Source organism: Hyphomonas sp. ske169 (assembly GCF_056850855.1).
The window spans coordinates 1558205-1585175 of record NZ_CP096146.1 but is presented as its reverse complement, the minus strand read 5'-3'; the positions used below and the strand labels follow the sequence as shown (position 1 = coordinate 1585175).

Here is a 26971-nt window from a genome sequence, read left to right as displayed (position 1 = left end):
AGAATCAAGCGGCTAGCAGGTGTTTCCATCGCTCTTAGCGTTCAGCTCGCCCCGGTTTGGACGGTGTTATTTTGCGGAATATTCCGCCTTGAACGTGTCACATGTCTCTATCGGTGCGGGTGTATCCATGCCGAAGACAATTTTCCATCCATGTTCTGTTTGCGCGAGCGTCATCGTGTTGACGCCGCAATTGACGATCTCGCCATCAACGCGGATGACAAAGGGCGCCCAGACTGTCGCCATATTGCCAAATTGCTCAGACTGAACCGCAAACAGATCCTCGTGCGCGCTTCCGACTTCGAGCGTGCTGACCCATTCGCGCCAGTTTGCTAACCCGTCCGGACTGACACCGCCATCCCCCAGCACCCGCCGAAACACACCATCCTCAAGCATAACTTCATCGATCATTTCCGCGTCGCCCTGATACATCCCGCGCATCAGGGAATAGACAGCGCTTTCAGGGGTCGAGAGGTCGACCGGGCCGAGCATCTCTTCTGGCGTCTGGGCGACGCTAAGGCCAACGGCCATGGCAGATACGGCAATCGCGATGAGGGGACGCATATGGAGCTCCTTGCAAAACAGTACCATCTCAAATGATGATCCGATCCCAACCTACGCCGGATCTTGCAAGATGACAAAATCTGCCGTGTTTGTTACAGCTTCGGGCATGCCGCCATTCCATCTCGCTTTTCCCGTCGATGATCTCGGGGCCGCTCGCCGCTTTTATGGCGACCTCCTAGGATGCGCCGAAGGGCGGAGCAGCGATCAATGGGTGGATTTCGATTTTTTCGGCCATCAGATCGTCGCACATTTGGCGCCTGAGGAATGCGCGCAGGCGGCGCGATCGAACGTGGACGGCAAGCAGGTGCCGGTTCGGCATTTTGGGCTCGTGCTGGATCTTGCAACTTGGCGGCAATTGGCGGATCGCTTGCGAAACAAAGTCGAGTTTATCATCGAACCTTATGTCCGATTTGAGGGAGAGTCAGGCGAACAGGCGACAATGTTCTTCGCAGACCCAGCGGGTAACGCCATCGAGCTCAAAGCGTTCGCGGATATGACGAATTTGTTTGAACCTTAACGGGTCCAATAAAGGGAGGGGGGAGTGGACATATTCACTCAATTCCACGCCGACCTCACGGCGAATAGTCCGGACTGGGTCAGATATTGGCTGGCTGGGCTTATCGGCGTTTTATCAGGATCGGTCCTGTTTGCGCTGTTTCGCGCTGAAGGCCGCGCCATATTGCTGGGCGTTCTCGTGGGAATGGCGATGACCATTCTGATCTATGCGCAGTTCGGCTTCACCCGCATTCTCGGTGTTGGGCATATTCTGTTTTGGACACCGACTTTGTTCTACATGCTGTCCTTGCAAGGCACAGCGGGCGTCGAACGGACCTGGTTTGGACGCTGGCTGTGGCTGGCGATTGCCGTGATGGCGGGCTCGCTCGTGCTCGATTATGCCGATCTTGCGCGCTACTTTTTGGGAGAACGTGGGCCGATCCGGCTCTAGTCGCCTTCGCCCGGATTCGGGCTAAAGAAGTCTGCCAATTTATTGGTCTTTTGAGCAAAATCTTCGCGATCCGCTGGAGGCTCTTTCATCCGCGTGATGTTCGGCCAGACTTTCGCATAATCAGTGTTCAGCTTCAGCCATTTTGCGTCTGGCTCATCCTCGGTATCGGGCTTGATCGCTTCAACCGGGCATTCAGGCTCGCAAACGCCGCAATCGATGCACTCATCCGGGTGGATGACCAGCATATTCTCACCCTCGTAGAAGCAGTCGACAGGACAAACTTCAACACAGTCCATGTATTTGCATCGGATGCACGCATCCATCACGATATAGGTCATTAGCGGGCTCTGTAATTCATAGTGCAGCGCAGCACATGGCTTTGGTGTAGGAACAAGTCAATGCACCGGACTGTCACGGTGCCTTTAGTTCTGCTCTTTTCTTCGCGTGAGCGCGGGTCACATCATCGACATGGAGCAGGCTGGCGACGTGGCGAATGAATGATTCTTCGTATTTGCACGCTTCGCCATCGGCGAATGATACGCGATACAGTCCTTCCACGACGCTGGCGCGTTCGCTTTGCTCCAGCGTTTTCACATGCCGCGTCAGCGCATGCGTGTCGGTCGCTTCTTCAGCGATCATTTCGCCGCGCTGCAGAACTTCATCGGCGCGATCGGCGTTCATATTGAAACTGGTGACTAAGATCTCAGCGATCATGTCGCTCTCGAGATTCGCATAAACCCCATCGACAAGCGCCGCTTCAACGAGCAGCGCTGCTGCTGCCTCATGCGGGTCAAGGTCGCGAACTGGGGCTTCAGGGCGATCGCTGCCAAAGATACGAGAAAGAAATCCGAACATGGCCGTCTTATGCGCTGGTCGGCAGGCGTCTGTAAAGAGTCTGAGCTTCCGAAGCTGGCCCGCGCCGTTCGCCTATATCGCAAATCTCCACGGTCTCAATCGATTTGGCTTTGTAAAAGGTCAAGATATCCCCAGGCCCGACACGCTGCCCGGCTTTGTCGGTCTTTCGGGTTTGCCCATGTTTTGTGATGCGGACCCCTTTGCGGGTCACATAGTCAGTTGCGATCGCTCGCGTTTTGAAAAACCGGGCGCGCCAAAGCCAAATATCGAGGCGGATGCCCTCGGCTTTGTCATCACTCATTCGGTGGTGTCTCGGGCGTGGCGTCGGCTGGCGCCGCTTGCGTTGCGTCTACCTGCGCTTTCGGATCTGGTGCGTTTGGGGCTGCGGACGTGCTCTCAGACGCAGGCTTTGGCTTCTTCGGCTTCCGCTTTTTGGGCTTCGGTTTCGGTTTTTCTGGCAACAAAGCTGCGAGCGCGGCGAACGGGCTATCCGGATCGGGCTCACGGCGCGCAGGACGGCGCTGGCCGCCGCCATGGGGGCGAGGCTTGCCTGAACCGCGATCTGGGCGCTTTCGCGGCCCACCTTGTGGCGGACCGCCTTTAGACTTGTTTTGCGGGCGGTTTTGCTTGCGCGCTGCGCGGCGTTGTTCTTGCGCGTCGAGGTGCGCTTTCGACTGGAACCGCCATAGTTTTACAGCGCCAGTTTCAGGATCCTTTTCCGCCGGCGCAATGCGAAACCCTTTCAGCACATTGTGAAAGTCTTCGAGCGGGCAAGAAACCATTGAGGCAAGCTCAGGCGGGATTTCAAACTTCGCCTGATCCGCTTCTTTGCGGCGCTTAGACAGCTCCCATCCAAGCCGTTCAGCAAGATCAGCGCGGACAGCGCGTTTGCCGAATCTCAAATAGCCTTGAGCTGCGAGATCCTCATCTGGCCATGAGCCATCGAGCTCAAAGCTTCCAGCGCCTTCGGGCGCTGTTTTACGTTCCCGGCCATCGGCTAGGGTTTGCAACAGCGCAACCAGGCGCTGCGCTGCTGGCTTTTGCGCATCCGGAACGTGCGCTGCAATTCGGCCAGATCGAATGCCGGCTTCCTTGAGCTTTATTCGATCCTCAGGCCCCGGCAGAAGAGCGCGGTCTTCACCGCGCAGGTCGCAGGCGGCGCCGGCTTCCAACAGGCGAAAAGCGAGACCGCGTGCTAGCCCATCAAGCTGCGTTTCATCTGGGGAGAATTTAAGTTTGAAATGGGTTGGCAGACGCTTTTGGATCTCTGCGCCGAGCCATTCATTCAATCTGGTCGAAGCTGCATCTTGCTGATGGGCCTCGGCATCCTGACCGCCAATCAGAGTGGCCGACGGTGCCAGCCAATGCGGCCCAGCCACGAGTTGGGCGACCGGCGCTTCATTCCAGATAATCTGCGCTTGGTCATTCAGCGCGAGTGCCGCTTCAGGGGCGCCAGCGATCGCTTTTAGGCGTTCTGCGATAATCGGCTCGAGCGCCTGCATCGCTGCGCTGCGCAGCGTTTTACCTTCCAAAGTCGAGGCATTGGAGTCCGGTTCGAAGGTTAGGCCGACAAGCTTGCCAACCATATGTCCCTCAATGGTTACTTCTCCGGTCTCGGAAACGTCAGTGCTCAAGAGGTCTTCCCTTTTCAATCCTGCAATCAGGGCCGTTGTTCGTCGATCTACAAAACGCTGTGTCAGCGCTTCATGCAAAGCATCTGACAAGCGATCCTCAATATCACGCGTTCTTTCGCGCCAATAGCTGGGATTTTCAAGCCAGTCAGAGCGAAAACTTGCGTATGTCCAAGTTCGGATCATCGCCAGGCGCTGTTGTAAGAGGCCAATATCGCCAAGCATATTGTCGAGCGCTTTCAGGCGTTCATCCATTGCAGTGTCACCTAAGCGCGCATCTGGATCAGCGAGGGTCTCTGAGAGACCTAGGACCAGACGGCCATGCCCTTCATGACCGGCTTTGCGAAAATCAGGCAAACGGGCGAGGTCCCATAGGCGGTGTATATTGCGCTGGCCGCGGACGTCGGGACCGATCGCTTCATCTTCCGCCATGCGTCGCAAGACCCATTCATCTAATCCATGCGGATTTTGCCGCAGACTAGGATGCGGACTTGGCCGTGCGAGGCTCGCAATCAGGGTTTTGATCGAGCGGTAATCTAAATCGCTATTGCGCCAGCTCAGGTCGGTAACAGGATCATAGCGATGATCTTCGATCGCGCGCACGACCTCGTCTTCAAAGGGCGGACAATCATTGGTTTCACCAAACTCGCCATCGTCTCGAAACCGTCCTGCCCGGCCAGCGATTTGGCCGAGTTCAGCCGAGCTGAGCCATCGATGGCGCCGACCATCAAACTTCGCGCGTCCGGCAAACGCGACGCGATCGACATCCAGGTTAAGCCCCATTCCGATCGCATCTGTGGCGACCAGATAATCAACTTCACCCGATTGATAGAGCGCCACTTGAGCATTGCGAGTGCGCGGACTGAGCCCGCCCATAACCACCGCGCATCCACCCTTCTGACGTCGCAACACTTCAGCGATGGCGTAGACCCTATCGGCGCTGAACCCAACAATCGCGGTCCGTTTGGGGAGCTTGGTGATCTTCTTCTGCCCGGCATAGGACAGCGTCGAGAACCGTTCTCTGACATCTGTTGATATGTCGAAATCTAAGTCGCGCAGTACGTCGCGCATGGTCTCGGCGCCTAGCAAGAGCGTCTCTTGCGTGCCGCGCGCGTTTAGAATTCGGTCCGTGAAGACATGGCCTCGGTCTTCATCTTCGGCGATTTGGATTTCATCAACGACCAGGCATTCGACCCGGACGTCGACCGGCATCGATTCCACCGTGCAGACCCAATACCGGGCCTGGTCCGGAACGATCCGCTCTTCGCCGGTGACCAAGGCCACCGCTCGTTCGCCTTTGGCTTTGACGACGCGGTCAAACACCTCGCGCGCCAAGAGGCGCAGCGGCAGCCCAATCATACCCGTCGTGTGCCCCATCATACGCTCCAGCGCATAATGAGTTTTCCCGGTATTGGTCGGGCCTAAGACGGCTTTCAATATGGCCATATGGATTGGATTAAATTGGTTCTCTGAGGGAAGGAGTGCGGGACGGCTAGGATTTCGGGCAGCGTTCAGGACGATCTATGTGCGAGTCCTGGAGATTTCCATCTTGGTCTTCAGTTTTAAATTGCCGCAACCAATCAGAGTTTCGCGTGAGCGGCTGATAATCGCTCGTCAAATAGAGCCGCAATTCTCGGCGCAGAGGGCATCCGTTTGATCTGTGCCCAAGATCGACACCAACAAAACCCTCAGGTTGCCAGCTCGCAAAATCAGCTTGAATTCGCGGGCGTAAATGCGAGCGAAAGCTCGCCACCAGCACGCGCGAGCTGTCTAAATCGGCGAGATCAACGCCTTCAGCAAAGCTCTTCGGTCCAGGATTATAGCGCCACATGACCAACGGCACTTTGAGTTGGTCTTTCAAATAATAGTCCAGCCCGTGCCAGATCTCGCGTTCATCAATGAGGATTGCGGTCGGCTGAAGACGTTCAACCTCGCGGGCCAGTTGTTGGCTGATGTCTTCCCAGCCGCGAACCCTCTTGAGATCATTGTCGCGGCCCAGCGCTGCACTCCAATTCGGCGGCCCCATCGCCAGAACAATCGCAAGCGTGCCAACCACAACCTGCAAACCGATCCCAACCCAGAATGCCGGTCGCCATCCGCGCGCGCGGAGGAGAAATCCGCCGATAAACACGCTGGCCGCCGGATAGGCTGTGGCTGCCCAATTGGCGTGCGCGCGCGAGAGTACGGCCTGAACAGCGATAATGGTCAGGACAGGAATGATGAAACAGGCGAGCCATGTCTCTTTTGCGCGCTGAGCGTGAGCAGCATCGCCGAGATCGGCGAGTTCAGGTTTAGGGCGAAGGAAGAAGATCCCCGCGATCAGCGCGACAAAGCCCACTGGTCCAAATACGCCCATCTGGTCGCCGAGGAATTTTGGCAGGTGATCGAGGTTAAACAATTCGCCGCCGAGGTTCGCATTATCGACTGTATGGCTGACGGTCTTAAATTCGTTCGCAGCATTCCAAATTAGGTGCGGCGCAAACACGGCGAGCGCGATCGCGATAAACCCCACGCCTTGCGGACTCAGCACGGCCGCGCGGGTTGGCTTATCCACCAGGCATGTAAGCGCCACGCCAATGGCGAAATAGATCATCGCATATTTGGACAGAAACCCTGCGCCAATCGAGATGCCGAGCGCGGCAATGCCGAGCCAGCCTAGGTCTTGTTCCCGCAGCCGCCAAAATAGATACAGCGCCAGACACCAGAATGGAAACAAGACCCCGTCGGTCGAGATTACGCCTGAGGATAAGATTATCCCCGGCATCAAGAGATAGGTGATGACGGTAAACAGCCCCGCCAATGGCGTGAACATACGCCGAGCAAGCAGGAACAAGATCGTTGCTGAGATAGCATGAAAAATCGGCGCAAAGAATCGAATCGCCCATTCGGAATCTCCGAACATCGCCGTCGCGAGATGGATCATCCAGGCGATCATTGGCGGCTTGGAATAATATCCCCATTCCAGGCTCTGTCCCCACCGCCAATATTGGGCTTCATCGGCATAGAGCTCCAACGGCGAGGCGAGCAGCAGAACAACACGTACCACCAATAAGCCTGTAATCAGGGCGATCGCGAGCGTTGTGGGGCGGTCCTGGAACAGTGAGCCTTGGGTCATAAAGCTCCCTTACGCGGCTTGTGGGGTGACATAAACCCTTCGCCGCATGTGTGGCTTATTTGCAATGCCAACCAAATGAGTCAGGCCTTTCAACAATGTCTTACAATACTGTCACAAAACTGTTGTGCAGCGTACCTAAGGGCTCGCAAAGTAGCTGCTCGAGCATCGAGATGGGGCTACTCTTCATAGTGGCAATTTGAGGGGAAACTCATGTCCAACTGGAAACTCCTATCAGGTGTGGCCGCCGCCTCCCTAATGACCGCAGCGATCGTCGCTCCGGCAGAGGCGCAGGTCACTACCTCTAATATTCGTGGCGTGGTCGTTGATGCTTCGGGCGCTGCCGTTGCCGGCGCGACGGTTACCATCACCGATACACGAACTGGAAATACGGATACCGCAACAACCAATGCTAACGGCGTCTACTCTGTCCGTTCGCTCCGTGTTGGTGGTCCTTACACGATCAGCGTTGATACCGCGGGTGGCGCGGCTGCACGCGAAAACGTATTCCTGCAAGTCAACGAAACCTTCGCAGGTGATCTTCAAGTTGGCGGCGACGAGCGCACGATGGATACCGTTGTGGTCACTGGAACTTCCGGTGGCGGCGTATTGGCGCAAGGCCCACGGTCTTCTTTCAACTTAGAGACGATTGAAGCGCTGCCAAGTATTTCACGCGACATCCGCGACATTGCTCGTCTTGATCCGCTTGTCTCGGTTGATCCAACCGATGATGGCGCCATTAAGATTGCCGGTACGAACAATCGCTTCAACTCTTTGACGATTGACGGGATCAAATTTAACGACCTGTTCGGCCTGAACGCTAATGGTTTCCCATCTCAGCGGTCGCCAATCTCAGTTGACGCCCTCGAGACTCTCGCAGTGGAAGCTGCGCCATATGACATCGAATTCTCCGGCTTTACCGGTGGTACAGTCAACATCCTGACCAAGTCGGGTCAGAATGAATTCTTTGGGTCTGCTTATTACTTCTATACCGACGATAGCCTCGCCGGTGACAAAGTGAACGGCAATGACGTGAACCAAGAGTTCGACGAAACCACTTGGGGTTTCACCCTCGGCGGGCCAATCATCAAAGACAAGCTTTTCTTCTTCGCAGCCTATGAAGATTTCGAAGCTGGTCAGCTGCTTGACGGCGACGATCTCCCGGGAGCAGGATCTGGTGTGAGCCAAGCGACCTACGATCAGGTGCGCCAAATCACTCAAGACGTGTACGGCTTTGACCCGCTTCAGTTTGGCGGCCTCGATCCAGTCACAGACCAGAAACTTCTGGCGACGCTTGATTGGAACATCAACAATGACCACCGCGCCAAGCTGACCTACATTGCCAATGAAGGGAATGAAATTCAGCCGCGTAATAATGGTGCAGACCTCGGGTCTCCATCGACTTGGTATGACCGTTCGGAAGAGACCAACGCATATGCGGTTCAAGTCTTCTCTGATTGGACAGACCGCTTCTCAACCGAAGTTAAGATCGCTTACTCAGAACAGATCACTGGCCAAATCGCGCTTGCTGGTTCTGATGTTGCGAACTTCGAAATCGATACACCAGAGGGTTCGGTCAGCATTGGTCCAGACCGGTTCCGCCACGCGAACGAGCTCGAAAACGAGCTTTGGCAGATCAAAGTCAAAGGTGAATATGACCTTGGCGATCACCTGCTGAAAGTTGGTTTCGAGCGTGACGACCAAACAACCTTTAACTTGTTTGTTCCAGGCTCTGAGGGTGAGTACACATTCGACTCGCTCGCAGACTATCAAGCGCGCATTGCGTCTGGTCTTGAGTATAACAACTCCGTCACCAATGATGAGAACGATGCTGCTGCGAACTTTGGTTTCGCGGTCAACAGCTTGTACATTCAAGACACATGGCAAGCGACTGATAAGCTGACGCTGACTGGTGGCCTGCGCTACGATTTCTACGATTCTGATGGTGAAATCGAAGAGAATCCAAACTTCGTTGCCCGGACTGGCTTTACGAACTCAACTGATGTTGACGGTCTCGACATTCTGATGCCGCGTTTCGGCTTCAACTATGCCTATAATGACGACATCACATTGCGCGGCGGTATTGGCCGGTTCTCTGGTGGTAGCCCAGCTGTTTGGCTCTCTAACAATTACTCAAACACTGGTGTTGCGATTGACGAAGTCGAGCTCGATGGCCCGATCACAGATGTCGACATCAACACGCTGCCAGCCGCTGCGACGTCTGCTCTGACGGCTGGTGACGGTAGCGTGAATGCGCTCTCTCCAGATTTCAAAGTGCCATCTCTGTGGCGCGCGAATATCGGTGCTGACGTGTTCTTCGACATCGGTCAGTATGAAGGCTTCAAATGGTCGTTCGACTATATTTATGGCGTGAACGATGATGCGCCATTCTGGACTGACTTCTCTTGTGGCGACCCAATTGGCGCTGCACCAGATAATCGTCCGATCTCTAATTGTGGTCTTGACCCAGCCTTCATCGGCACACTTGGCAACCAGCAAATCATCGATTTCTACCGCGAAGGTATTCCGGTGAATGCAGCCAACGCTGCGTTTGATACGGATGGCGACGGAACGGTTGAAGTCTCTGATGTCCAAGTGGCCCCACAGGCCACTGTGTTGACCAATATCGACAAAGGTAATCAGCAAGTCTTCACGACCCGTATCTCTAAAGATTGGGATGATCTGGGCGCGTTTGGTTCGCTCTTCACGAGCTTCTCTTACACCTGGATGGATGCGACAGACGCACACTCTGGAACAAGTTCGACGGCGACGTCTAACTATTCTGACTATGCGTCGTTTGACCGTCAGAACCCAATCGTTGCGGTCTCTAACTATAATCGTGAGCATGAATTCAAACTCCAACTCGATTGGGAAAAAGAATTCATTCAGGACGCGCCAACAAAGATCACTTTGTTTGCAAACCGCCGTGCGGGTCAGCCATTCAGCTATACATTTGATTATGGCACTGGTAGCCGCAGCGACTTCGCTTCACGAGCCTTTAACGGTATCCGTGAAGGGACTGCAGATGATGAAGGTCAGTTGATCTATGTCCCAACCGGGTTCAACGATCCGAACTTCTCGTTCACTGCGGGTGACGCCTCTACTTCATTCGGCGGTGATCAAGCAGCAGCGGATGAGTTCTTCGCATTCCTGCAGTCTTCAGGTCTGTCCAAATATGCCGGCGGAATTGCGCCACGGAACGAGTTCGAAAGCCGTTGGTACACAAGCGTCGATATGCGCTTCCAACAGCAGATCCCAGTTCCAGGCTGGCGTGACACGGATCGTCTGATCGCATTCCTCGATATCGAGAATGTCGGCAACCTGATCAATGACGAGTGGGGTTTCCTCGAGCAAGTTCGCTACGAGTACTTCCAACCAACCGCAAATGTTGACGTCGTGAATGGTCAATATGTCTTCAGCGACTTCCGTACGGATGCTGAGACACGGATTACAAACTCTGCTTCTCTTTGGCAGATCCAGCTTGGTCTGAAATACGTCTTCTAAAGACCAGACCAGTCTAACTTGAACAGGGCGGTGCAGAATGCGCCGCCCTTTTTCTTTGAGCTTCTCAAATATGTATGGCAAAGCCGCGCCCATGTCTGACGCATTGATCGTTCCGCCAGAATGGGCTCCGCAGGCTGCGGTTTGGGTCGGCTGGCCGCATTTGCGGGGCGAGTGGGGCGACGCCTTTGAGGGCGCTCGGCAAGAGATTGCCGGTTTTGTCCGCGCGCTTTGTAAAGTCACGCCGGTGAAGATCGCTTGCGGGTCGAAAGAGGCCTATGGAAGTGCCTGGTTTGCGCTTGAAGCGGAGATCGCTGATGGCCGCGTCGCGCTGCATACCCTGCTGGCCGGTGATATCTGGCTGCGGGATACAGGACCCATCGTCGCATTTGAAGGCCAGGTGCCGATGGCGCTGACCTTTAAGTTTAATGGCTGGGGTGGAAAATATGTCATGCCGGGCGATACGATGACCGCCGGTGGCATAGTTAGCGTCGAACAAATCGGGTCGCGATCTCATCCGTTCACACTTGAAGGGGGCGCGGTGGATGTCGATGGTGTGGGGCATTTGCTCACAACCCGCGAATGCGTCCTCAATCCGAACCGAAATGCCGGTTGGACAAAGCAAATCGCGGCGCAACACCTGAAACAAGCGTTTGGTGTCGAGACGATTATTTGGCTTGGAGAAGGCCTCAGGAACGACCACACTGATGGGCACGTGGACAATATTGCACGGTTTATTGGACCGGGACGCGTTTTGTGCCAAACGCCGTCTGGGCCGGATGACCCAAATGCGGATCGATTGACCGAGATCGAAGCGACCCTGAGGAGGAGCGGATTCGAAGTCGTAACCGTACCATCTCCAGGCCGGGTGTTAGATGATCAAGGCGAATGTGTTCCGGCCAGCCACGCGAATTTTCTGATCAGCAATGGCCATGTCTTCTTGCCGATTTATGAGGACAGGTTCGCCCCGCAAGCCGTAGAAACCCTTGAGGCACTGATGCCGGATCACAATATTATTGCTCTGCCTGCCCGAAACATCTTATCCGGAGGTGGGGCATTCCATTGTATGACGCAGCAAGTCCCTGAACCATTAAAGGCCACAAAATGAGTCGGACCATCAATGTCGCAGCGCTTCAGTCCGGGTTTGTGAAAGCCGATATGAAGGCCAATATTCGCGCGGTCAGCGATCTCATTCGGTCGGCCGCCTCTGAGGGCGCAGACATCATCTTGCCGCCTGAATTGTTCAGCGACCACTATTTTTGCAAAACGCAAGACGAGGCTCACTTCGCGACGGCCTATGAGTGGCCGGATCATCCCGCCGTATTAGCGATGCAAGACTTAGCTTCTGAGCTTGGGGTGGTGATCCCCGTATCGATCTTTGAAAAAGATGGGCCTGAATATTTCAATACGGTTGTTCTGGTCGATGCTGATGGCGCCGCGCTTGGGGTCTATCGCAAAAGCCACATTCCAGACGGACCGGGCTATCAGGAAAAATTCTATTTTCGGCCAGGCAATACCGGCTTTCGTGTTTGGGAGACCCTGAAAGGTCGGATTGGCGTCGGCATCTGTTGGGATCAATGGTTCCCAGAAGCCGCACGCGCGATGGCGCTCATGGGAGCGGATGTCTTGCTCTATCCCACAGCGATTGGCGCAGAGCCGCAAGATACTTCGCTCGACACTGCGGCTCGGTGGCGCCGCGCCATGCAGGGGCATGCGGTCAGCAATGTCATCCCCGTCGTAGCGGCAAACCGTATCGGTGACGAAGACGGACAGGTCTTTTATGGCACCAGCTTCATCTGCGATCACACAGGTGAAGTGGTTGCTGAATTGGATCGAACCGAGACAGGCGTAATTTCGAGAAGGTTTGATCTCGATGCGATCGATCAAGATCGCGCCGCTTGGGGATTTTTCAGAGATCGCCGAACCGATCTTTATGATGTTCTGCTATAGGATCTAAGAAGGGATTGCGCCGGATTGGAAGGCGCAAGGGCGAGTATGGATCAATTTTTGATGATTCCGGTGACGTCATTGCTCATCGCAGCGAACGTGATCGCCAGCCTATATGCGCTGTCAAACGCGCAATTTATGGAAAAGAACTTGTTCCATGTCGGCTCCATCCTGTCGCAAAAGGAATGGCACCGCATGGTCACGAGCGGCTTTCTTCATGGCGGCTTCCTGCATTTGTTCGTGAACATGTATGTCTTGTTTATGTTTGGCGGATTTGTTGAGCGTGCGGTTGGCCCAACGGGCTATTTGATTATCTATTTCCTCGCGCTTTTAGGCGGCAATGCGTGGGCGCTCCTCGAAAACAAGAATAAGCCGTTCTACCGCGCCCTCGGCGCTTCGGGGGCAACGTCTGGCATCGTGATGAGCTTTATCTTGTTCCGGCCATTTGAGCCTTTGATGATCTTCCCGATCCCTTTCTTCATGCCGGCTGTTGTGCTGGGACTAGCCTTTATCGTCGTCTCAGCGGTTTTGGCGCAGCGCGAGAATAAGACGATTGGACACGAAGCCCATTTAGGCGGCGCCTTTGCGGGTCTTTTAACAACAATCCTGATCGCGCCAGGTGCTTTCTCTAATTTCTCTGCACAAATAGCCCGTGCGCTTGGAGGCGGCTGATTTGGGCGCTGTAACCGACACCCTCAACACGCGTATCGAATCCGGCGCACTGAGCCGCGATCCTGCGCAAGTGGACGCGGCAGCTAAGCTCGATGATTTACTGTCCCGTCTCAAAAAGGGCGGAAAAGGCGGCTGGTTCTCTAAGCCGAAATCGATCCAGGGCCTGTACCTTTATGGCGGCGTCGGACGCGGCAAGTCGATGCTAATGGACGTGTTCTACGCGGCCTCACCTGTGCGGGCGATGCGGGTTCACTTTCATGAATTTATGAGCCGCGTACAGGACCGGCTAAACACCGCGCGCAAACGCAAAGATGTCTCAAATCCGATTTTCCCCGTCGCCAAACAATTTGCGTCCGAGGCGAAGCTGATCTGTTTTGACGAGTTTCAGGTCACTCAAATCGCAGATGCGATGATCCTTGCGGGCTTGTTTGAAGAATTGTTCAGACGCGGCGTCACCGTCGTCGCAACTTCAAACCGGCATCCTGACGAGCTTTATAAAGATGGGCTCAATCGGCATCTCTTCTTACCCTTCATCGAGCTTTTAAAAGCCCAAAACGAGGTTTTCGAACTGGCCTCCGAGCGCGATTATAGGCTGGAGCGTTTGACCGAGGCGCCGGTTTGGTATGCGACGCGCGAAGGAACCGCGCCGCTCGACCGAGCGTTTGAGCGACTCACGCTCGGGGCCACGCCGCAAAGCTGTATGCTGACGGTCAAAGGTCGCAAAGTGCCGGTCAGCCGAGAAGCGGCTGGGGTCGCGCGTTTCACCTTCGATGAGCTTTGCGCCCAACCCCTTTGGGCCGAAGACTATCGCGCCATCGCCGCGATGTTTCACACCATTCTGTTGGAAGACATACCGGTGCTCAGCCCTGCGAAACGGAACGAAGCAGCGCGGTTCGTGGCATTGATTGACACTTTTTATGAAGCAAAGGTCAAACTTGTCGCGAGTGCAGCGGCCGAACCGGAACAGCTCTACCCCACAGGCGATGGCAGTTTCGAATTCCAGCGGACGGTTAGTCGTCTTCATGAAATGAGATCCACCGAGTATATGGCTGAAGCGCATATTGTCTCGGTGGACCAGAAGTAGGCTCGGATCGGCGTAGCCGAAACTGGGAGGGAGGAAACGTCTCGCGCCCACCAATGCGAGGAGAGAATGCTCTCTCTGGCAGTTCTTACGCGGTCGTTCGCGAAATGGATCAAAATATTTTTTGCGCGGTCGGACCAGTCGATGCTAACGACGAGTGTGACAGACGTAAAAAGGGGTCGATGTGAATATTTATCGTAAGTCCATTGGGGTTGTGTTCGCGGCAGCCCTTTCCGCCTGCTCGGGCACCGCAACTGACACTTATGCCCCCAAACACTTTTCCGACGCTCCTGCGTTAGAGCTGTTCGAAGCCTTGAGTTCTGATGAGCTCGCAGGGCGAAAAGCAGGAAGCGTCGAAAGCGCCCAAGCACGCGAGATGATCATCGCGCGCCTGGAGGCCTTAGGTGTAGATCCCGTCGGCGGGGGCTTTGAGCATCCCTTCAAGTATGGCGCGTTTAGCGATCCAGAGACGGGCGCGGCCGCAGCTCCGAATAAAGATGGCGTCAATCTGATCGGTCTTATTCCGGGCCGCGAATCGAATGGCATATCGATGGTGATCTCTGCTCATTATGACCATCTCGGTGTGCGCGATGGCGAAATCTATAATGGCGCGGATGATAATGCGTCCGGCGTTATTGGCGCCCTAGCCATTGCTGAACATTTTTCGAAAACGCTGCCCAAGCATGATGTATTGTTTGTGTTCTTTGATGCGGAAGAGGACGGTTTTGGCGGCGCTGGAAATTTCATCACCAACCCGCCCGTCTCTCTGGATAAGATTGCGCTCAATCTAAATTTCGACATGGTCTCGCGCGGCGACAATGGCATTCTCTGGGCCTCTGGTACGCATCATTGGCCGGACATGGTGCCGCGCGTAGAGGCGATCGCCGAGATCGCGCCAGTCACGATCAGACGCGGGTATGATCAAGGCGAGGCGCGCGATGATTGGACGATGCTCTCTGATCACGCTGTTTTCTTCCGCGCAGGTATTCCCCACATCTATTTCGGTGTCGAAGATCATCCAGATTATCACAAGCCAACCGACGATTTTGAGAATGTCGATCAGGACTGGTTTTTGAAATCACTCGATACACTGATCATGGTGTCCGAGGCGATGGATGAAGATTTGGCAGCGATCTTCGAGATGCGCCAAAGCGCAGGCGAGAACTAGATCCAATTTTATTTTATAGAATTTGCTGCGAAATCAGCACCCTTCGGTGCGAGTGATTTTCAGTCGCCTTGCAAATGCCTCGCACTTTCATACTCAATTGTTTTTATTGAGTTTTTTCTTGATTTTCCGCAATTCAAAGCTATTTCTGTGGCCAATAAGTAGTTTTACGGAGTTATGCCATGAAGGGCGACGCGAAAGTCATCGAATTCCTTAACCAGGCGCTCAAGAATGAGCTCACGGCGATCAATCAGTATTTCTTGCACTCTCGGATGCTGAAGGATTGGGGCGTGAGCAAGCTCGGCGATTATGAGCACAAAGAATCCATCGAAGAGATGAATCACGCAGATTGGTTGATCGAACGCATACTCTTCCTCGGTGGTCTGCCAAATCTGCAAGACCTCGGAAAACTCCGCATTGGCGAGAGCGTCGAAGAAATCCTCAAATGCGACTTGGATTTAGAGGAAGACGCCATTCCGCTTCTGCGCGACGCGATGGAGCATTGTGAAAAGGTCCGCGACTATGTCAGCCGCGATCTGTTCGGAAAGATCCTCACCAATGAGGAAGAGCATGTCGATTATATCGAGACACAGTTCGACCTGATCAAGCAGATCGGCATCCAAAGCTATATCCAGCTGCAATCGGAAGCCAACGCTCACTAATCACAGCACCAACCGCCGGAGGATCCCCATGTCAAAGACCACAATTTTTGAATATAAAGGCAATTCAGAAACGGTGACATGGGATCGGCGACTTTGCATCCATGTTGGCGAGTGCGGCCGCGCAAAGGGCGACCTGTTTGTGACCGGTCGGGATCCTTGGTGCGATCCAAACCTAGCTGATCGTGCGGATACGTCGGCGGTCATAGCGCGCTGCCCGACCGGGGCCCTCGCCGTCCAAGATGCGGACGGATTACTGGTCGAAGCTGCGCCGTCTGAGAACATGGTTACGGTCTCAAATGATGGGCCGCTTTACGTTACCGGCGACCTCAACGTGGACGGGGCGGCGGATGACATGCATAGCGTGTCTCGCCGGGCTGCGCTTTGCCGATGCGGCGCTTCTAAAAACAAGCCATTCTGCGACAATTCCCATCGCGATATCGCGTTTCAGGACGCTGGCGCAGTCGGCGACACGGGTCTGGCTGAGATTGAGGCGGGCGGCCCGTTGGAGATCAAACGGATTCCAGACGGGCCGATTGAAGTCTCCGGCAATTTTTCCATTCGCGCAGGCTCGGGTCGTCAAGCCTGGTCGGGGCGTAAAGCCTATTTGTGCCGGTGTGGGAAATCCGCAAATAAGCCGTTTTGTGATGGCGCGCACAAAGAAGCTGGCTTTAAGGCAGACTAGATTTTCGCGCGCTCAAGCAGCCGGTCGAATCCGGCCCAAAACTCAGCGCGTTTGTCCGGTTTTTCCATCAGGATTTCGTGCATCGCGCCGTCAACCGTGACATGCTCGCAATTGGGCAAATGCTCTGCCACATGAGCGTGCGAGCGATTGTCTACGAGTTTCTCTTCGGCGGCGCTGGCGACAAAAATTGGAATATTGATGGCGCCTAACACGCTGGGCTTCGAGAAGCTTTCGAAAATATCCAATGAGGCGCCGAGCCAGCCCCAGGTGACTGGACCGAGTGACAATTCAGGGGCCGCATCTGTTAGATCTTTATTCAGCTGCCAATGCGGTTCGTCATTGGTCACGACATTGTCTTCAAACCGCTCTGGCGGACCTGGCTTTTGTGCGAAATCATCGGATCGGCCCATGACGCGCATGGCCCAGATGAAATAGCGTTGAACGCGTCCCAAAGGTAGGCCCCACATTGGCGCACAAAATGCGGCCGCGTCGACTTTCACAAGGCCTTGGCCGATCGCCGCCAGCGCGATAGCACCGCCCATTGAGTGCGCCAAAGAGACGTAAGGACGAGGCAATTCATCAAGCGCATCTAAACCGTTGCGAAGCGCCCCCATAAACGTCTCAAACCGGTCGATATGGCCCTTTTGCGGGTCGTCCAGCAAACGTTCCGACAGGCCTTGACCGGGCCAATCAATGATCAGAACCGCAAAGCCGCGCTCTTGTAACTCTCGGGCGACTTCGAAATATTTCTCAATAAACTCAGTCCGCCCGGGGCAAACAATCGTCGTGCCGCGCGGGCTCGCGACCGTTGCTGGCGCAAGGCAAGCCCGTAAGCGCCGTCCGCCAACGCCCTCAAACCAAATGATCCGCGCGCCATCTGGGCGCGGATTACCCGGGACGTCGACAATTCGATCTTCGCTTAGTGCAGCCATGGGTTACGTCCACAAAGTAAAAGCCTCATCCCGCGTGTAAGCTGGATGAGGCTCTCAATCAATTCAATCAGCGATCAAGCTTATGACAGCTTGCTCATGATGCTTTGCAGCTGCATGGCAACAGACATGTCACCGAGAACTTTCAGCTTGCCCTGCATGAAGGCCATGGTTGGATCCATTTGACCCGCAGCCAGCTTGGCAAAGTCTTCCCAGTCGACTTTTACAGTCGCATCAGCTTCTGCATCGTCATTATTCGCAACGCCAGCAGCGCCATCGATGAACAATTTGCCGATATCGCCAAAGTCAAATTTGACTTTCTTTGCAAATCCACTGTCGCCGCCGGCAACGGCTGCAGCTGCTTTTGAAGTAAGTTCAGCGAGATCCATCTGGAAGCCCTCCTATAAATTGCTCCTGGCGCTGATAAAGCAGGCGAAACTGGGCTCGGCAAGGGTGCCGTTGATGTAAACTGCAGGAACTTGAAAGCCGTTCCTAATTTCGCCTGCGCGTTTTGCGCTTGACCAACCGCGACGGAAGGTTTCGAAACAGTCGCTATGTCATGGGAAAAATCGATTGAAGAGCTCCGCAAACGCGAACGGCTAGCGGAGACAATGGGGGGTGAGGAACCGGTTTCGCGCCAAAAGGGACGCGGCAAGCTCACCGTACGGGAACGGGTCGCTTTTCTCGCGGACCCAGGCAGCTTCCACGAGATCGGCAAGATTGCGGGCCGGGCCACTTATAATGATGACGAAACGCTCGACAGCTTCATGGCGTCGAACTCTGTCATGGGCCGCGCCACGCTAAACGGCCGCCCCGCTTTCATTCTCGGTGACGATTTCACCGTCCGTGGCGGAGCCGCAGACGCCTCGATCCGCGGCAAACTCTTGCAGTCGCTCAAGCAATGCCAAGAGTATCGCATGCCGCTTGTGCAGCTGATTGATGGCACCGGTGGTGGCGGCTCGATCAAAATGTTCGAGCAGGATCCGCGCACTGATATCCCTGAGACCCCGGGCTGGGAGTATATTGTCTCCGGCATGTCGGAAGTGCCGTTTGTCTCGCTTGGGCTGGGCCCATGCGCGGGGATGGGCGCAGGTCGTCTCGCAGCGAGCCATTTCTCCGTCCTGGTCAAAGAGCTCAGCCAAGTGTTCGTTGCTGGCCCGCCGGTCACCCGCGCGCTGGGTGAAGATGTCACCAAGGAAGAGCTGGGCGGCTGGCAGATCCAAGCCCGCAACGGCACCGTCGACGCGGTGGTTGAAAGCGAAGCCGAAGCCTTCGAAGCGGCACGCCAATTTCTGTCTTACTTGCCCTCGAGTGTGCATGACCTGCCGCCCATCACGCCGCCAAATGATGACCCGAACCGCAAGGAAGAAGAGCTTATCTCCATCGTCCCAACCGATGGCAAAACACCGTACAAGCCGCGCAAGATCATCGCTGCCGCCGTCGATAAAGGCAGCTTCTTTGAGATCGGCGAGCAATGGGGCCGCGGCATCGTCACCGGCTTTGCGCGGGTCGATGGCCATCCGGTCGGCATCCTCGCCGGCGACCCATTCTTCCTCGATGGCGCCTGGACCGCCGATGTTTGCGACAAGGTCACCCGCCATATGGACCTGTGCTCGACCTTCCACTTGCCGGTCATCCACTTTGTTGACTGCCCCGGCTTTGCCAGCGGCGTGCGCCACGAAACCGCCGGTGTCACCCGCAAAGGCGTCCGGGCCATGGCGGCGGTCTATCAAGCGACCGTGCCGATCTGCGCCGTGGTCATCCGCAAAGCCTATGGCCTGGCGGGCAGCGCCATGTTCAACCCCAGCAAAGCCAAATGGCGCTATTGCTGGCCGAGCGGCGATTGGGGCAGCTTGCCGATGGCGGGCGGGATTGAGGCGGCCTATCGCAAAGAGATCCTCGAAGCCGAAGACAAAGCGGCCTATCTCAAAAGCCTGTACAAACGCTTCGACGCGATCGCCTCGCCCTTCCGTACGGCCGAGGCCTTCTATGCCGAAGAGATCATCGACCCGCGCGACACGCGGCCTTTGCTGGTCGATTTTGTGCACCATGCCTGGCGCGTGCTCGAGACCGGAACGACCAGCTTCGGCCCCCGGCCTTAATCGCTTTCGGTTGCAGGAGTCTCGATCGCGCGCCGATAGTCAATCGCCATGAATTCGCGCCAGCCGGTCTCGGTGAGGACGGCATCGCGCGCCTGCATCTCCCCCTCGCTGAACGTATAGACCGAGCGACCGATCTCGTCTGACGCATCGCCCCAAATGACACTGAGTTGACCGTCCTCAAACCGGCCTGCCAGGTCCAAAATTGCGCCGCGAGAATCTTCCCAGATGCCATCCACTTTGCCGTCTTGGAGGCGATACAAGCCGCGGCCAGAAAATATCTTCGCGCCATCTGATGCTCGAACCACAGCATAGGTTTGCACAACATGGCTGGCATGTTGGCCGGGTTGCCAGTCGGATGTACACGTGGCGGGGATGCCAAACCCATCACAAGCCGCGCTCCAGCTGCCCAGCGGGATCTTGTTTGGATCTTCGGCTTGAGCGCTAAGCCCGCTCAAAAGTGTGGCTGCGGCGAGGATGAGCGGCTTCATCTGGAACATTTTGGTCTCCATAAATCTTGCAATCCGAGAGACGGGTAAACTGGCTCTCGTGCTGGGTAGACGTTTGGCAGGGGCGAATACTGACAGCGCCTCAAATTTATTTTGTCATCCCGGGCAAGCTCCAATCCTCCCCACCGCCGATACCTGCGCCGGCAGGTATCCATGGACCGCAATACACCCACGTGTCACGAGGCACATATCCATCCCTGAACCCCAGCCACCCAATCGAGTTGGGCGCAACGCTCCGCTGGGGTCGGCGGATATTTTCCAATCCCCCAAACGCCCTCATCCTGAGCGAAGTCGAAGGATCAAGGGCGGCGCTTCCGGTCTACCCGCCTCACCCTTCGACTTCGCTCAGGATGGGGCCGGTCCAGCACCAAAATCCTCACAGGCCAAAACCTTGAGGGGATAGAAGAGACTAGGCGCGCTTTGAACAGGCGCGAGGTGAACTGCCGCTCTTTCGAGACGGCGCAATTGCGCTTGGTCAAAGCGCGCCCATGGCGGCATGTTTTCAACTTTGGTCTCCCGGATCTAAGTCCGGGACAACTCCGGGGGGATTGCTCTTACAGGTTCGACCCTCGCCATCGCTCATCGAAGCAATGGGCTGAGCTCCCCCGACTGGTACCGCGCAAAGGGTTCGGAGCCCCAAGCCCAGCCACCAGACCGCCACTCTCCCCCTCTGCCAAGCCGATCCGGACAAGCCTCTCATCAGGTGGAGATGCGGGGAAGTGTAGAGAGCACGGAAGTGGGTCGGATTGGAGGCTTATTAGTGGTGAAGCTAGATAGTTTCACATCTCACTCTTCGATGCCGAGGAGTATTAAATAAGCCCTGGCGAATTCTCTGCCGCTTTCTCTAAACCATTCTGGTCCTTCATCGAACGAAAAGAATGCGGGGGCAGATGATTCACCCAATCCAAGCTCTAGCCTGGATGGTCCGCATACAGTGCTTACCAATACGTCTAGTGCTAGTAAAAGAAGAAGTGCTTTTCCCTCTACTTCTTTCCTTTTTTCTCGTGTGCTTCCATCTTCTCCAGATGCATTTTCAACGGCGCTCAAACGCGACTTAAGTGTTGTAGATTTTTCATCATTAAAAATTTCACTCAGCTCAATTTCATCTGAAGGACTGATAGAGTGAGCGAGAAGATTTCGTTTCTTTCTGAGGCGATCTAAAATCGTGACGGTGGATCCTGGGACCCAGCCGAGCGCGAGCAAGAGTCGGAGCTTTGCCGAATCGGTCCCCAACGGCCCCATAGGCCCGAACAGCTCCTTTCGTTGCCGCTCTGATCCAAACCTAAGATGGTACTTTAGTCCCGCATCCATCCATTCAGAAATCAACGCCCAACATGTTATAACCGTCCTGAAGTTGTCTCCGGCTTTAATGATGTCAGCGGTTTTCTCAAGCTTTCCATAGGTAAATGGAAAGTCATCTAGTCGCTCCATTTCTTGTTGCCGTCTGGATTCATAAATGGCCTGAGCGACTTTCTGGATGCGCTGAGATGTTTTGTGCAAGTCGGATTCCTTTTCGCAGCTTGCTATCGAAATGCTCTTCGGCTTTTTGTTGGAACCTCAAATTTTATCGTAGACCCATCGCGAAAGCCTCACCCCAAAACAGCATCCGCCACGAACGGATTGTCCTTCCGCTCTTGGCCAAACGTGCTCATTGGGCCGTGGCCGGGGACGAATCTCATGCCGTCGCCGAGGGGCCAGAGGTTTTGCACGATGCTGTCGATCAGCTGTTGGTGATTGCCTTTTGGAAAGTCCGTGCGGCCGATGGAGCCGCGGAACAGGACATCGCCGACAAAGGCGAGTTGGCCTTGCTGGTGATAGATTACGACATGACCGGGCGTGTGGCCGGGGCAGTGGGTGACGCCGAAGGTCTCGCCGCCTAGGGTCAGCGTATCGCCTTCCTCAAGATAGCGATCGGGCTGGACATTCTTGCCGTCAGCAATGCCATATTTGGCGCCTTGGGCTTCGATATCGTCGAGCAGCCATTGGTCATCCTTGTGTGGGCCAATGATTGGGCAGCCGGTGCGCTCTTTGACGGCGGTGGCGGCGCCGGCATGATCGAGATGGCCATGGGTGAGCCAAACCGCGACAATCTTGACGCCAAATTGCTCGGCGGCGGCCATCAAACGGTCGGTCTCGCCGCCGGGATCGACGAAGACGCCTTCCATGGTCTCGCGGTGCCAGATTAGCGAAGTGTTCTGCTGCAGCGGCGTCACCGGGATGATGCGAATGTCGAGCTTTGGCTCTCGAGGAGGTTGGGCGGCGGTGTCGGTTTGATCAGTCATGGGTTCTAAATAGGGCTATTTGAAACGGGTGAAAGTGAGGCGCATCGTAGCCGCATTATTGAGCAGCACCCCAAGCGCGAAATAATACAGGCCGGCGCGGGTCTCGAAGCCGATATAGATGCTGATCTGGCTGATCCCAATCAGCAGCGCGGCCAGGAAGACGTCCAGCATCGACCATTTGCCGAGAATGTTCAGCAAAGTCGCAAGCTTCGGGCTCGGCGTGGCGCCTTGGCGGAAAATGATCGCCGCGGTCAGGGTTTTGGCGAGCGGGAAAATGCCAGAAAAGAAAATCACGACCAAGCCGAGAAAAGCCAGGCCGCTCTCAAACAGGGTCTGGACGATGCCGAACAGATTATATTCCTGCCCGCCAAAACCGAACGTATTGGGTTTCCAAATCGAGGGCAGGATAAGGCCGGTAATGATCAGCGCCGTGGAGGCATAAAGCGCCATTTCGCTGAGCACGTCCCAGATCGGGAGCGGTTTGTCCGCTTTCGGGGCTGGCTGGGTCTCAGCAGGCGTCGCAGTGTCCGTCATAGAATTAGTGATGCCGAGCCTATTTACTGGGGTCAACGCCTTTCCTGCGCCCAGATGATGGCGTCTTCGAGGCGGTCATCGCCCCAGAACAGCTCGTCGCCGACCCGAAAACTCGGGGCGCCAAAGATACCCAGGCGCGCGGCCTCATCGGTACGGGCGCGCAGTGCGGTTTTGGTCGCATCGGTCCCGGCATGCGCAAACCAAATCTCGGGATCAGCGCCGCATGCGTCGAGCGCATCCGCCAACACATCTGGGTCGGAAATGTCTTGGCCCCGGGCAAATTCAGCGGAGAACACTTCGCGCGCGAAGGATCCGCACCATGGCTCGTCTAAGGCTGCGGTCATGATCCGCGTCGCCTGGACCGTGTGCATGGGGAAGACTGGGGGGCGCTTGAACGGTAGGCCGAAGCGTTCCGCGCGGCGGGCGAGGTCGCGCCACATATAAGCGCCTTTGACCTCATCCAGAACAAAGGGCGAGGTCTCCCAGCCCTTGGCGCGGAAAATTGGCCCCAATAAAAAAGGTCGCCAGACAAAGCTGACATTGGCTTGTTTGAAAGCCTCTTCGGCCCGGGACACGGTCAGATAGGAATAGGTGCTGGCAAATTCGAACCAAATCTCAACCTTCATGACCGGCGCTCCTCGAATGCATTCAATATTCTCTCTACGCTCTGGCGCTGTGTCGCGATAGACTATCCTTTTCGAGTGCTGCGAAGTGGATCTTATGGATGATATTAAGAGTGTTTGAGGTCCAGTCTAAGCTGGGCGCGGCGCCCACGCTCATCGAAAAATTTGCGACCAGTTCAATTGAGGTTGTGAAGGACGCGCCTGGTAATCGCGGCTATTTTTTCGGGCGAGAGATCGCCGATGATGAGGGGCGCGTGATGTTTACATCGATCTGGGAGAGTCTCGAAGCGATCAAAACCCGGTTTGGTGAGACCTGGACAGAAGCCTTCTTACCGGACGGCTATGAAGATCTCATTCAATCTTGTCACGTTCGCCACATCGATATTAGCGATGGTTGGCGCTTTGAAGACGCTACCGCGAAGGATTGAACTGGGGTCAACGCCTTTCCTGCGCCCGGGCTTAGGGGTAAGTGAAGGTTAATCGAGTTTAGCGGGTGGAGTGCCTCGACATGCCAGGTGGACGTTTTGGAGTCATCATTATCGGCCTGATTGGCCTCGCAGTGTATTATTTCTCAAATCAGCAAGTGAACCCGTATTCCGGTAAGAGCGAGTTCAACACGATCTCCATCGATCAGGCGACAAAGCTTGGCGCGCAGTCTTATGTGCAGATGTTGCGGCAAGAGGGCGGCAATGTGATTTGCGGTGGCGGGTCGTCGAGCTGCGACGGCGCCGGGCGTCAAGTCTATCAAACGGTGAATGAGATCGGCGAGCGGTTGCGCCTCGCAGCGATTGAAATGGAAGAAGACTATCTCAAAGCCGGACACCAGTTTCAGCCGGTTGCGCGCGAGTTTGATTGGACCTTCAATGTCATCCAGTCTGAGCAACCGAATGCGTTCTGTCTGCCAGGCGGCTATGTGGCCGTCTATACCGGCATTCTCGACATTACCGGCAATTACGATAAGCGCGTCACGCTGGAAGATATTGCCGATGTCGACAAGCTTGCGGTCGTGATGGGGCACGAGATTGGTCATGCGCTGGCCCATCATGGCGCCAAGCGGATGAGCAATTCGCGGCTTGCGCAAATGGGCACGCTGGCGGTCGGGCTCGGCCTTGGCGACATGGATCCGGGCCAAGCGCAAATGGTCCGCCAAGCCATGGGCATGGCCGCGCAAGGCAGCTTAATGGCCTTCTCTCGGGATCATGAGACCGAGGCGGATAAGATCGGTTTAGAGCTTTTGGTGCGGGCCTGTTATGACCCGCGCGAGGCGCCGGAATTGTGGATGCGGATGGGTCAAATTGGCGGCGGTCAACGTCCCCCGGAATGGCTGAGCACGCATCCGGCATCAGAAACCCGGGCCGAAAATTTCCGCCGCTGGATGCCATCAGCGATTGAGATGTATGAGCAGCGCTGCGGGCGACTGAACTGATCTAGGATACGCAAGATGATCCTATTGACCGGGGCGAGCGGCGTGGTGGGGCGTGAGCTGGCGCCGCGTTTGCCGCAAGATCAGCTACTTTTGGGGCGACACCGGGCGCAGCCGAACAGTCCCGCGCCGCAAGTTGCGATCGATATACGTAAGCCGGGACTCGGCCTGTCTGACGCGGATCATGCCGCGCTCTGCAAACAAGTCGACACAATAGTGCATTGTGCGGCGATCACCGATATGAGCGGTGAGGTGCCGGAGCTCGCCGCCACGAATATTTCCGGTGTTCGCAATATTATCGATTTTGCAGAAGCCGCTGGCGCGCGTTTGCATTTTGTCTCGACCGCCTATTGTTCTGAAACCTATGGCCCGGCCGCGCCGGTGAGGTCGGAATATGTCGCGTCGAAACGCGCTGCGGAAGCCTTGGTTCGCGACAGCGGACTTGAATGGACGATCAGTCGTCCCTCGATCATTTCCGGTCATTCGCAAACCGGCGAGATCGCGACCTTTCAAGGCTTTCACCTGTTTATCGCGACGGTCCTCAACGGACGGCTGCCAATCATACCGCTCGAGCGCGATACTCAGTGCGATTTCATCCCGGCTGACTGGGTCGCGACAGGCATCGCGCGAATTGTTGAGGCGCCGAACTGGGGTGAGACCTATTGGCTGACCTCTGGCGCTCACGCTCTGACGATTGCGGAAATGATGGATTGCGGCCGGCAATTCGCCGCCGAAATGGGTCGCGATCTCAATCAAGTGTCGTGGATGTCACCGCAGCAAGTTGAAGCTGAGATTTTACCGGCGCTCCGCCCAAGACAACGCGAGCGGCTCCGGATCTTGGTTGATCTATCAAAAGTGATGGCGCGGCGCGCGCCTTTCCCGACACATGTGCCGGACGTCACCAAGGATGGCTTACGTGAGACGCTGCTCGCAAATCTACGCTATTGGAAGGCGCATAAAGGGCGTAAGGCTTAGTCGCCGCCGCCCATGCCGCCCATTCCGCCGCCCATACATTTACCGCATCCTCCGCCTCGGCGTTTTTTCTTGCCGCCGCCGCGACTGCGGAAGGTGAAGCTTGAGGCTGAATGCGTAAGCACGCTTGAGAAACTACGGCCGCTACCAATGACAATTGCACCGCCGCCACCATAGAAGCCGCCATCGACGCCATTGCCGACGCCGCCACTGAAGCTGGCGAGATCAAGCTGAATGTCGGTGCTGCGCTCTACGGTTCGAACGGTATGTGCTTGGCGATGGACCTCTCGACGGGTCACAGGGGCTGAGCGATGCGTCACAGTGCGCTTGGTGACAACCGGCGGGTGCTGTTTGACCACCGTCTGTTTGAACGAGCCGCAGCAAGGTTGTTGGGCGCTTTGCTTATGAATTTTTGGCGCCGGCTGAGGCGCGTGCGTTGGGCGGGCTGGGCAGGACCAGGCTCTTCCATCTTGGACCAAGTAACAGCCGGGTTCAGGAGGGGTCGGCTGGTGAGCCACCACGGGCGCAGGGCCACGATTGACGCGTTTGCCAGGTGTGCCATCTGCAAACGCTGGCACGGCGAACAGCGCAGAGATCGCAAATGTGGCGAACACTTTGTTCCAAATCGACATGGTTTTCGCCTCCTAAGCGAACTTCTAGGGCCTGCGATGTATATTGCCGCAAACCTCGAGCCAGACCCTAGAACCAGCACGGTCCTATATGCAATCGGCTTAACCCCTCGCGCGAGTTGTGTTCGCCTAAAAGGACACACGATATAGGAAAAA

At 55.8% G+C, this 26971-nt stretch carries 28 protein-coding genes; 14 read left to right on the top strand and 14 right to left on the bottom strand.

Features of this window, described 5'->3' with window-relative positions; genetic code table 11:
- Window positions 1-66 precede the first annotated feature (66 nt).
- Window positions 67-561, bottom strand: a complete 495-nt coding sequence (locus tag MY069_RS07600; protein WP_482796471.1) for a hypothetical protein — start codon at window positions 559-561, stop codon at window positions 67-69.
- Between the two features lie 70 nt (window positions 562-631).
- Here MY069_RS07600 and MY069_RS07595 point away from each other — a divergent pair, with 70 nt between their 5' ends.
- Window positions 632-1078 (top strand): VOC family protein, encoded by a 447-nt coding sequence (locus tag MY069_RS07595; protein WP_482796470.1) that lies wholly within the window; start codon window positions 632-634, stop codon window positions 1076-1078.
- A gap of 24 nt (window positions 1079-1102) precedes the next feature.
- Window positions 1103-1507 (top strand): hypothetical protein, encoded by a 405-nt coding sequence (locus MY069_RS07590; RefSeq protein ID WP_482796469.1) that lies wholly within the window; start codon window positions 1103-1105, stop codon window positions 1505-1507.
- On the opposite strand, the gene fdxA is transcribed toward MY069_RS07590, so the two are convergent.
- From fdxA to MY069_RS07565, 5 genes are all read right to left on the bottom strand, one after another.
- Complete coding sequence (gene fdxA / locus MY069_RS07585; protein WP_482796468.1) at window positions 1504-1845, bottom strand: ferredoxin FdxA; 342 nt, start codon at window positions 1843-1845, stop codon at window positions 1504-1506. The two genes, MY069_RS07590 and fdxA, sit on opposite strands and share 4 nt — an antisense overlap.
- 73 nt (window positions 1846-1918) lie before the next feature.
- A complete protein-coding gene (locus tag MY069_RS07580; RefSeq protein WP_482796467.1) occupies window positions 1919-2362 on the bottom strand; it encodes a tellurite resistance TerB family protein in 444 nt (147 codons plus the stop codon).
- Window positions 2363-2369: 7 nt separating this feature from the next.
- Window positions 2370-2663, bottom strand: coding sequence for an RNA-binding S4 domain-containing protein (locus tag MY069_RS07575; protein WP_482796466.1), 294 nt, complete (start codon window positions 2661-2663; stop codon window positions 2370-2372).
- The gene (locus MY069_RS07570) at window positions 2656-5439 is read right to left on the bottom strand and encodes a helicase-related protein (protein WP_482796465.1); all 2784 of its coding nucleotides are present in this window, start codon (window positions 5437-5439) and stop codon (window positions 2656-2658) included. Before MY069_RS07570 ends, MY069_RS07575 begins: the two co-directional genes overlap by 8 nt.
- 46 nt (window positions 5440-5485) lie before the next feature.
- Window positions 5486-7108, bottom strand: a complete 1623-nt coding sequence (locus tag MY069_RS07565; RefSeq protein ID WP_482796464.1) for an ArnT family glycosyltransferase — start codon at window positions 7106-7108, stop codon at window positions 5486-5488.
- A 210-nt stretch (window positions 7109-7318) separates the two neighbouring features.
- On the opposite strand from MY069_RS07565, the gene MY069_RS07560 reads away from it, so the two are divergent.
- The 8 genes from MY069_RS07560 (at window position 7319) to MY069_RS07525 (ending at window position 16815) form a co-directional block, all read left to right on the top strand.
- Complete coding sequence (locus MY069_RS07560) at window positions 7319-10609, top strand: TonB-dependent receptor (protein WP_482796463.1); 3291 nt, start codon at window positions 7319-7321, stop codon at window positions 10607-10609.
- Between the two features lie 37 nt (window positions 10610-10646).
- Window positions 10647-11714 (top strand): agmatine deiminase family protein, encoded by a 1068-nt coding sequence (locus MY069_RS07555; RefSeq protein ID WP_482796462.1) that lies wholly within the window; start codon window positions 10647-10649, stop codon window positions 11712-11714.
- Window positions 11711-12556 (top strand): N-carbamoylputrescine amidase, encoded by an 846-nt coding sequence (aguB, locus tag MY069_RS07550; protein WP_482796461.1) that lies wholly within the window; start codon window positions 11711-11713, stop codon window positions 12554-12556. The genes MY069_RS07555 and aguB overlap by 4 nt, the downstream gene beginning before the upstream one ends.
- Before the next feature lie 45 nt (window positions 12557-12601).
- Window positions 12602-13225, top strand: a complete 624-nt coding sequence (locus MY069_RS07545) for a rhomboid family intramembrane serine protease (RefSeq protein WP_482796460.1) — start codon at window positions 12602-12604, stop codon at window positions 13223-13225.
- Window position 13226: 1 nt separating this feature from the next.
- Window positions 13227-14309, top strand: coding sequence for a cell division protein ZapE (gene zapE, locus MY069_RS07540; RefSeq protein ID WP_482796459.1), 1083 nt, complete (start codon window positions 13227-13229; stop codon window positions 14307-14309).
- A 181-nt stretch (window positions 14310-14490) separates the two neighbouring features.
- Window positions 14491-15474, top strand: a complete 984-nt coding sequence (locus MY069_RS07535; protein ID WP_482796458.1) for a M20/M25/M40 family metallo-hydrolase — start codon at window positions 14491-14493, stop codon at window positions 15472-15474.
- A 179-nt stretch (window positions 15475-15653) separates the two neighbouring features.
- Complete coding sequence (gene bfr / locus MY069_RS07530) at window positions 15654-16133, top strand: bacterioferritin (RefSeq protein ID WP_482796457.1); 480 nt, start codon at window positions 15654-15656, stop codon at window positions 16131-16133.
- A gap of 28 nt (window positions 16134-16161) precedes the next feature.
- A complete protein-coding gene (locus tag MY069_RS07525; protein ID WP_482796456.1) occupies window positions 16162-16815 on the top strand; it encodes a CDGSH iron-sulfur domain-containing protein in 654 nt (217 codons plus the stop codon).
- Here MY069_RS07525 and MY069_RS07520 read toward each other — a convergent pair.
- Window positions 16812-17747: an alpha/beta fold hydrolase gene (locus MY069_RS07520; protein ID WP_482796455.1), complete on the bottom strand. Its 936-nt coding sequence runs from the start codon at window positions 17745-17747 to the stop codon at window positions 16812-16814. The two genes, MY069_RS07525 and MY069_RS07520, sit on opposite strands and share 4 nt — an antisense overlap.
- Window positions 17748-17827: 80 nt before the next feature.
- Window positions 17828-18133, bottom strand: a complete 306-nt coding sequence (locus MY069_RS07515; protein ID WP_482796454.1) for an SCP2 sterol-binding domain-containing protein — start codon at window positions 18131-18133, stop codon at window positions 17828-17830.
- A gap of 165 nt (window positions 18134-18298) precedes the next feature.
- On the opposite strand from MY069_RS07515, the gene MY069_RS07510 reads away from it, so the two are divergent.
- On the top strand, window positions 18299-19846 hold the full coding sequence (locus MY069_RS07510) for an acyl-CoA carboxylase subunit beta (protein WP_482796453.1): 1548 nt from the start codon (window positions 18299-18301) through the stop codon (window positions 19844-19846).
- On the opposite strand, the gene MY069_RS07505 is transcribed toward MY069_RS07510, so the two are convergent.
- The 5 genes from MY069_RS07505 to MY069_RS07485 all read right to left on the bottom strand — a co-directional run bounded on the left by MY069_RS07505 (window position 19843) and on the right by MY069_RS07485 (window position 23794).
- The gene (locus tag MY069_RS07505; RefSeq protein WP_482796452.1) at window positions 19843-20343 is read right to left on the bottom strand and encodes a hypothetical protein; all 501 of its coding nucleotides are present in this window, start codon (window positions 20341-20343) and stop codon (window positions 19843-19845) included. The genes MY069_RS07510 and MY069_RS07505 overlap by 4 nt on opposite strands.
- A gap of 795 nt (window positions 20344-21138) precedes the next feature.
- Window positions 21139-21852: a hypothetical protein gene (locus MY069_RS07500; protein ID WP_482796451.1), complete on the bottom strand. Its 714-nt coding sequence runs from the start codon at window positions 21850-21852 to the stop codon at window positions 21139-21141.
- A gap of 89 nt (window positions 21853-21941) precedes the next feature.
- On the bottom strand, window positions 21942-22634 hold the full coding sequence (locus MY069_RS07495; protein ID WP_482796450.1) for an MBL fold metallo-hydrolase: 693 nt from the start codon (window positions 22632-22634) through the stop codon (window positions 21942-21944).
- A 15-nt stretch (window positions 22635-22649) separates the two neighbouring features.
- Window positions 22650-23168, bottom strand: a complete 519-nt coding sequence (locus MY069_RS07490; protein ID WP_482796449.1) for a paraquat-inducible protein A — start codon at window positions 23166-23168, stop codon at window positions 22650-22652.
- Window positions 23169-23200: 32 nt separating this feature from the next.
- Complete coding sequence (locus MY069_RS07485; RefSeq protein WP_482796448.1) at window positions 23201-23794, bottom strand: DsbA family protein; 594 nt, start codon at window positions 23792-23794, stop codon at window positions 23201-23203.
- 98 nt (window positions 23795-23892) lie between these two features.
- On the opposite strand from MY069_RS07485, the gene MY069_RS07480 reads away from it, so the two are divergent.
- From MY069_RS07480 to MY069_RS07470, 3 genes are all read left to right on the top strand, one after another.
- Window positions 23893-24219, top strand: a complete 327-nt coding sequence (locus MY069_RS07480; protein WP_482796447.1) for an antibiotic biosynthesis monooxygenase — start codon at window positions 23893-23895, stop codon at window positions 24217-24219.
- An 80-nt stretch (window positions 24220-24299) separates the two neighbouring features.
- On the top strand, window positions 24300-25217 hold the full coding sequence (locus tag MY069_RS07475) for a M48 family metallopeptidase (RefSeq protein ID WP_482796446.1): 918 nt from the start codon (window positions 24300-24302) through the stop codon (window positions 25215-25217).
- Window positions 25218-25232: 15 nt separating this feature from the next.
- The gene (locus MY069_RS07470; protein ID WP_482796445.1) at window positions 25233-26189 is read left to right on the top strand and encodes an SDR family oxidoreductase; all 957 of its coding nucleotides are present in this window, start codon (window positions 25233-25235) and stop codon (window positions 26187-26189) included.
- On the opposite strand, the gene MY069_RS07465 is transcribed toward MY069_RS07470, so the two are convergent.
- Window positions 26186-26818, bottom strand: a complete 633-nt coding sequence (locus tag MY069_RS07465) for a hypothetical protein (RefSeq protein ID WP_482796444.1) — start codon at window positions 26816-26818, stop codon at window positions 26186-26188. The two genes, MY069_RS07470 and MY069_RS07465, sit on opposite strands and share 4 nt — an antisense overlap.
- Between the last annotated feature and the right edge of the window lie 153 nt (window positions 26819-26971).

Coding starts and splice junctions, on each gene's coding strand:
- MY069_RS07555 (WP_482796462.1), top strand. CDS start 10,647: ATGCGCCGCCCTTTTTCTTTGAGCTTCTCAAATATGTATGGCAAAGCC.
- MY069_RS07470 (WP_482796445.1), top strand. CDS start 25,233: ATGATCCTATTGACCGGGGCGAGCGGCGTGGTGGGGCGTGAGCTGGCG.
- fdxA (WP_482796468.1), bottom strand. CDS start 1,845: ATGACCTATATCGTGATGGATGCGTGCATCCGATGCAAATACATGGAC.
- MY069_RS07515 (WP_482796454.1), bottom strand. CDS start 18,133: ATGGATCTCGCTGAACTTACTTCAAAAGCAGCTGCAGCCGTTGCCGGC.
- MY069_RS07505 (WP_482796452.1), bottom strand. CDS start 20,343: ATGTTCCAGATGAAGCCGCTCATCCTCGCCGCAGCCACACTTTTGAGC.
- aguB (WP_482796461.1), top strand. CDS start 11,711: ATGAGTCGGACCATCAATGTCGCAGCGCTTCAGTCCGGGTTTGTGAAA.
- MY069_RS07465 (WP_482796444.1), bottom strand. CDS start 26,818: ATGTCGATTTGGAACAAAGTGTTCGCCACATTTGCGATCTCTGCGCTG.
- MY069_RS07480 (WP_482796447.1), top strand. CDS start 23,893: ATGATATTAAGAGTGTTTGAGGTCCAGTCTAAGCTGGGCGCGGCGCCC.
- MY069_RS07545 (WP_482796460.1), top strand. CDS start 12,602: ATGGATCAATTTTTGATGATTCCGGTGACGTCATTGCTCATCGCAGCG.
- MY069_RS07495 (WP_482796450.1), bottom strand. CDS start 22,634: ATGACTGATCAAACCGACACCGCCGCCCAACCTCCTCGAGAGCCAAAG.
- MY069_RS07485 (WP_482796448.1), bottom strand. CDS start 23,794: ATGAAGGTTGAGATTTGGTTCGAATTTGCCAGCACCTATTCCTATCTG.
- MY069_RS07580 (WP_482796467.1), bottom strand. CDS start 2,362: ATGTTCGGATTTCTTTCTCGTATCTTTGGCAGCGATCGCCCTGAAGCC.
- MY069_RS07560 (WP_482796463.1), top strand. CDS start 7,319: ATGTCCAACTGGAAACTCCTATCAGGTGTGGCCGCCGCCTCCCTAATG.
- MY069_RS07520 (WP_482796455.1), bottom strand. CDS start 17,747: ATGGCTGCACTAAGCGAAGATCGAATTGTCGACGTCCCGGGTAATCCG.
- bfr (WP_482796457.1), top strand. CDS start 15,654: ATGAAGGGCGACGCGAAAGTCATCGAATTCCTTAACCAGGCGCTCAAG.
- MY069_RS07600 (WP_482796471.1), bottom strand. CDS start 561: ATGCGTCCCCTCATCGCGATTGCCGTATCTGCCATGGCCGTTGGCCTT.
- MY069_RS07565 (WP_482796464.1), bottom strand. CDS start 7,108: ATGACCCAAGGCTCACTGTTCCAGGACCGCCCCACAACGCTCGCGATC.
- MY069_RS07595 (WP_482796470.1), top strand. CDS start 632: ATGACAAAATCTGCCGTGTTTGTTACAGCTTCGGGCATGCCGCCATTC.
- MY069_RS07575 (WP_482796466.1), bottom strand. CDS start 2,663: ATGAGTGATGACAAAGCCGAGGGCATCCGCCTCGATATTTGGCTTTGG.
- MY069_RS07490 (WP_482796449.1), bottom strand. CDS start 23,168: ATGACGGACACTGCGACGCCTGCTGAGACCCAGCCAGCCCCGAAAGCG.
- MY069_RS07570 (WP_482796465.1), bottom strand. CDS start 5,439: ATGGCCATATTGAAAGCCGTCTTAGGCCCGACCAATACCGGGAAAACT.
- MY069_RS07475 (WP_482796446.1), top strand. CDS start 24,300: ATGCCAGGTGGACGTTTTGGAGTCATCATTATCGGCCTGATTGGCCTC.
- MY069_RS07525 (WP_482796456.1), top strand. CDS start 16,162: ATGTCAAAGACCACAATTTTTGAATATAAAGGCAATTCAGAAACGGTG.
- MY069_RS07510 (WP_482796453.1), top strand. CDS start 18,299: ATGTCATGGGAAAAATCGATTGAAGAGCTCCGCAAACGCGAACGGCTA.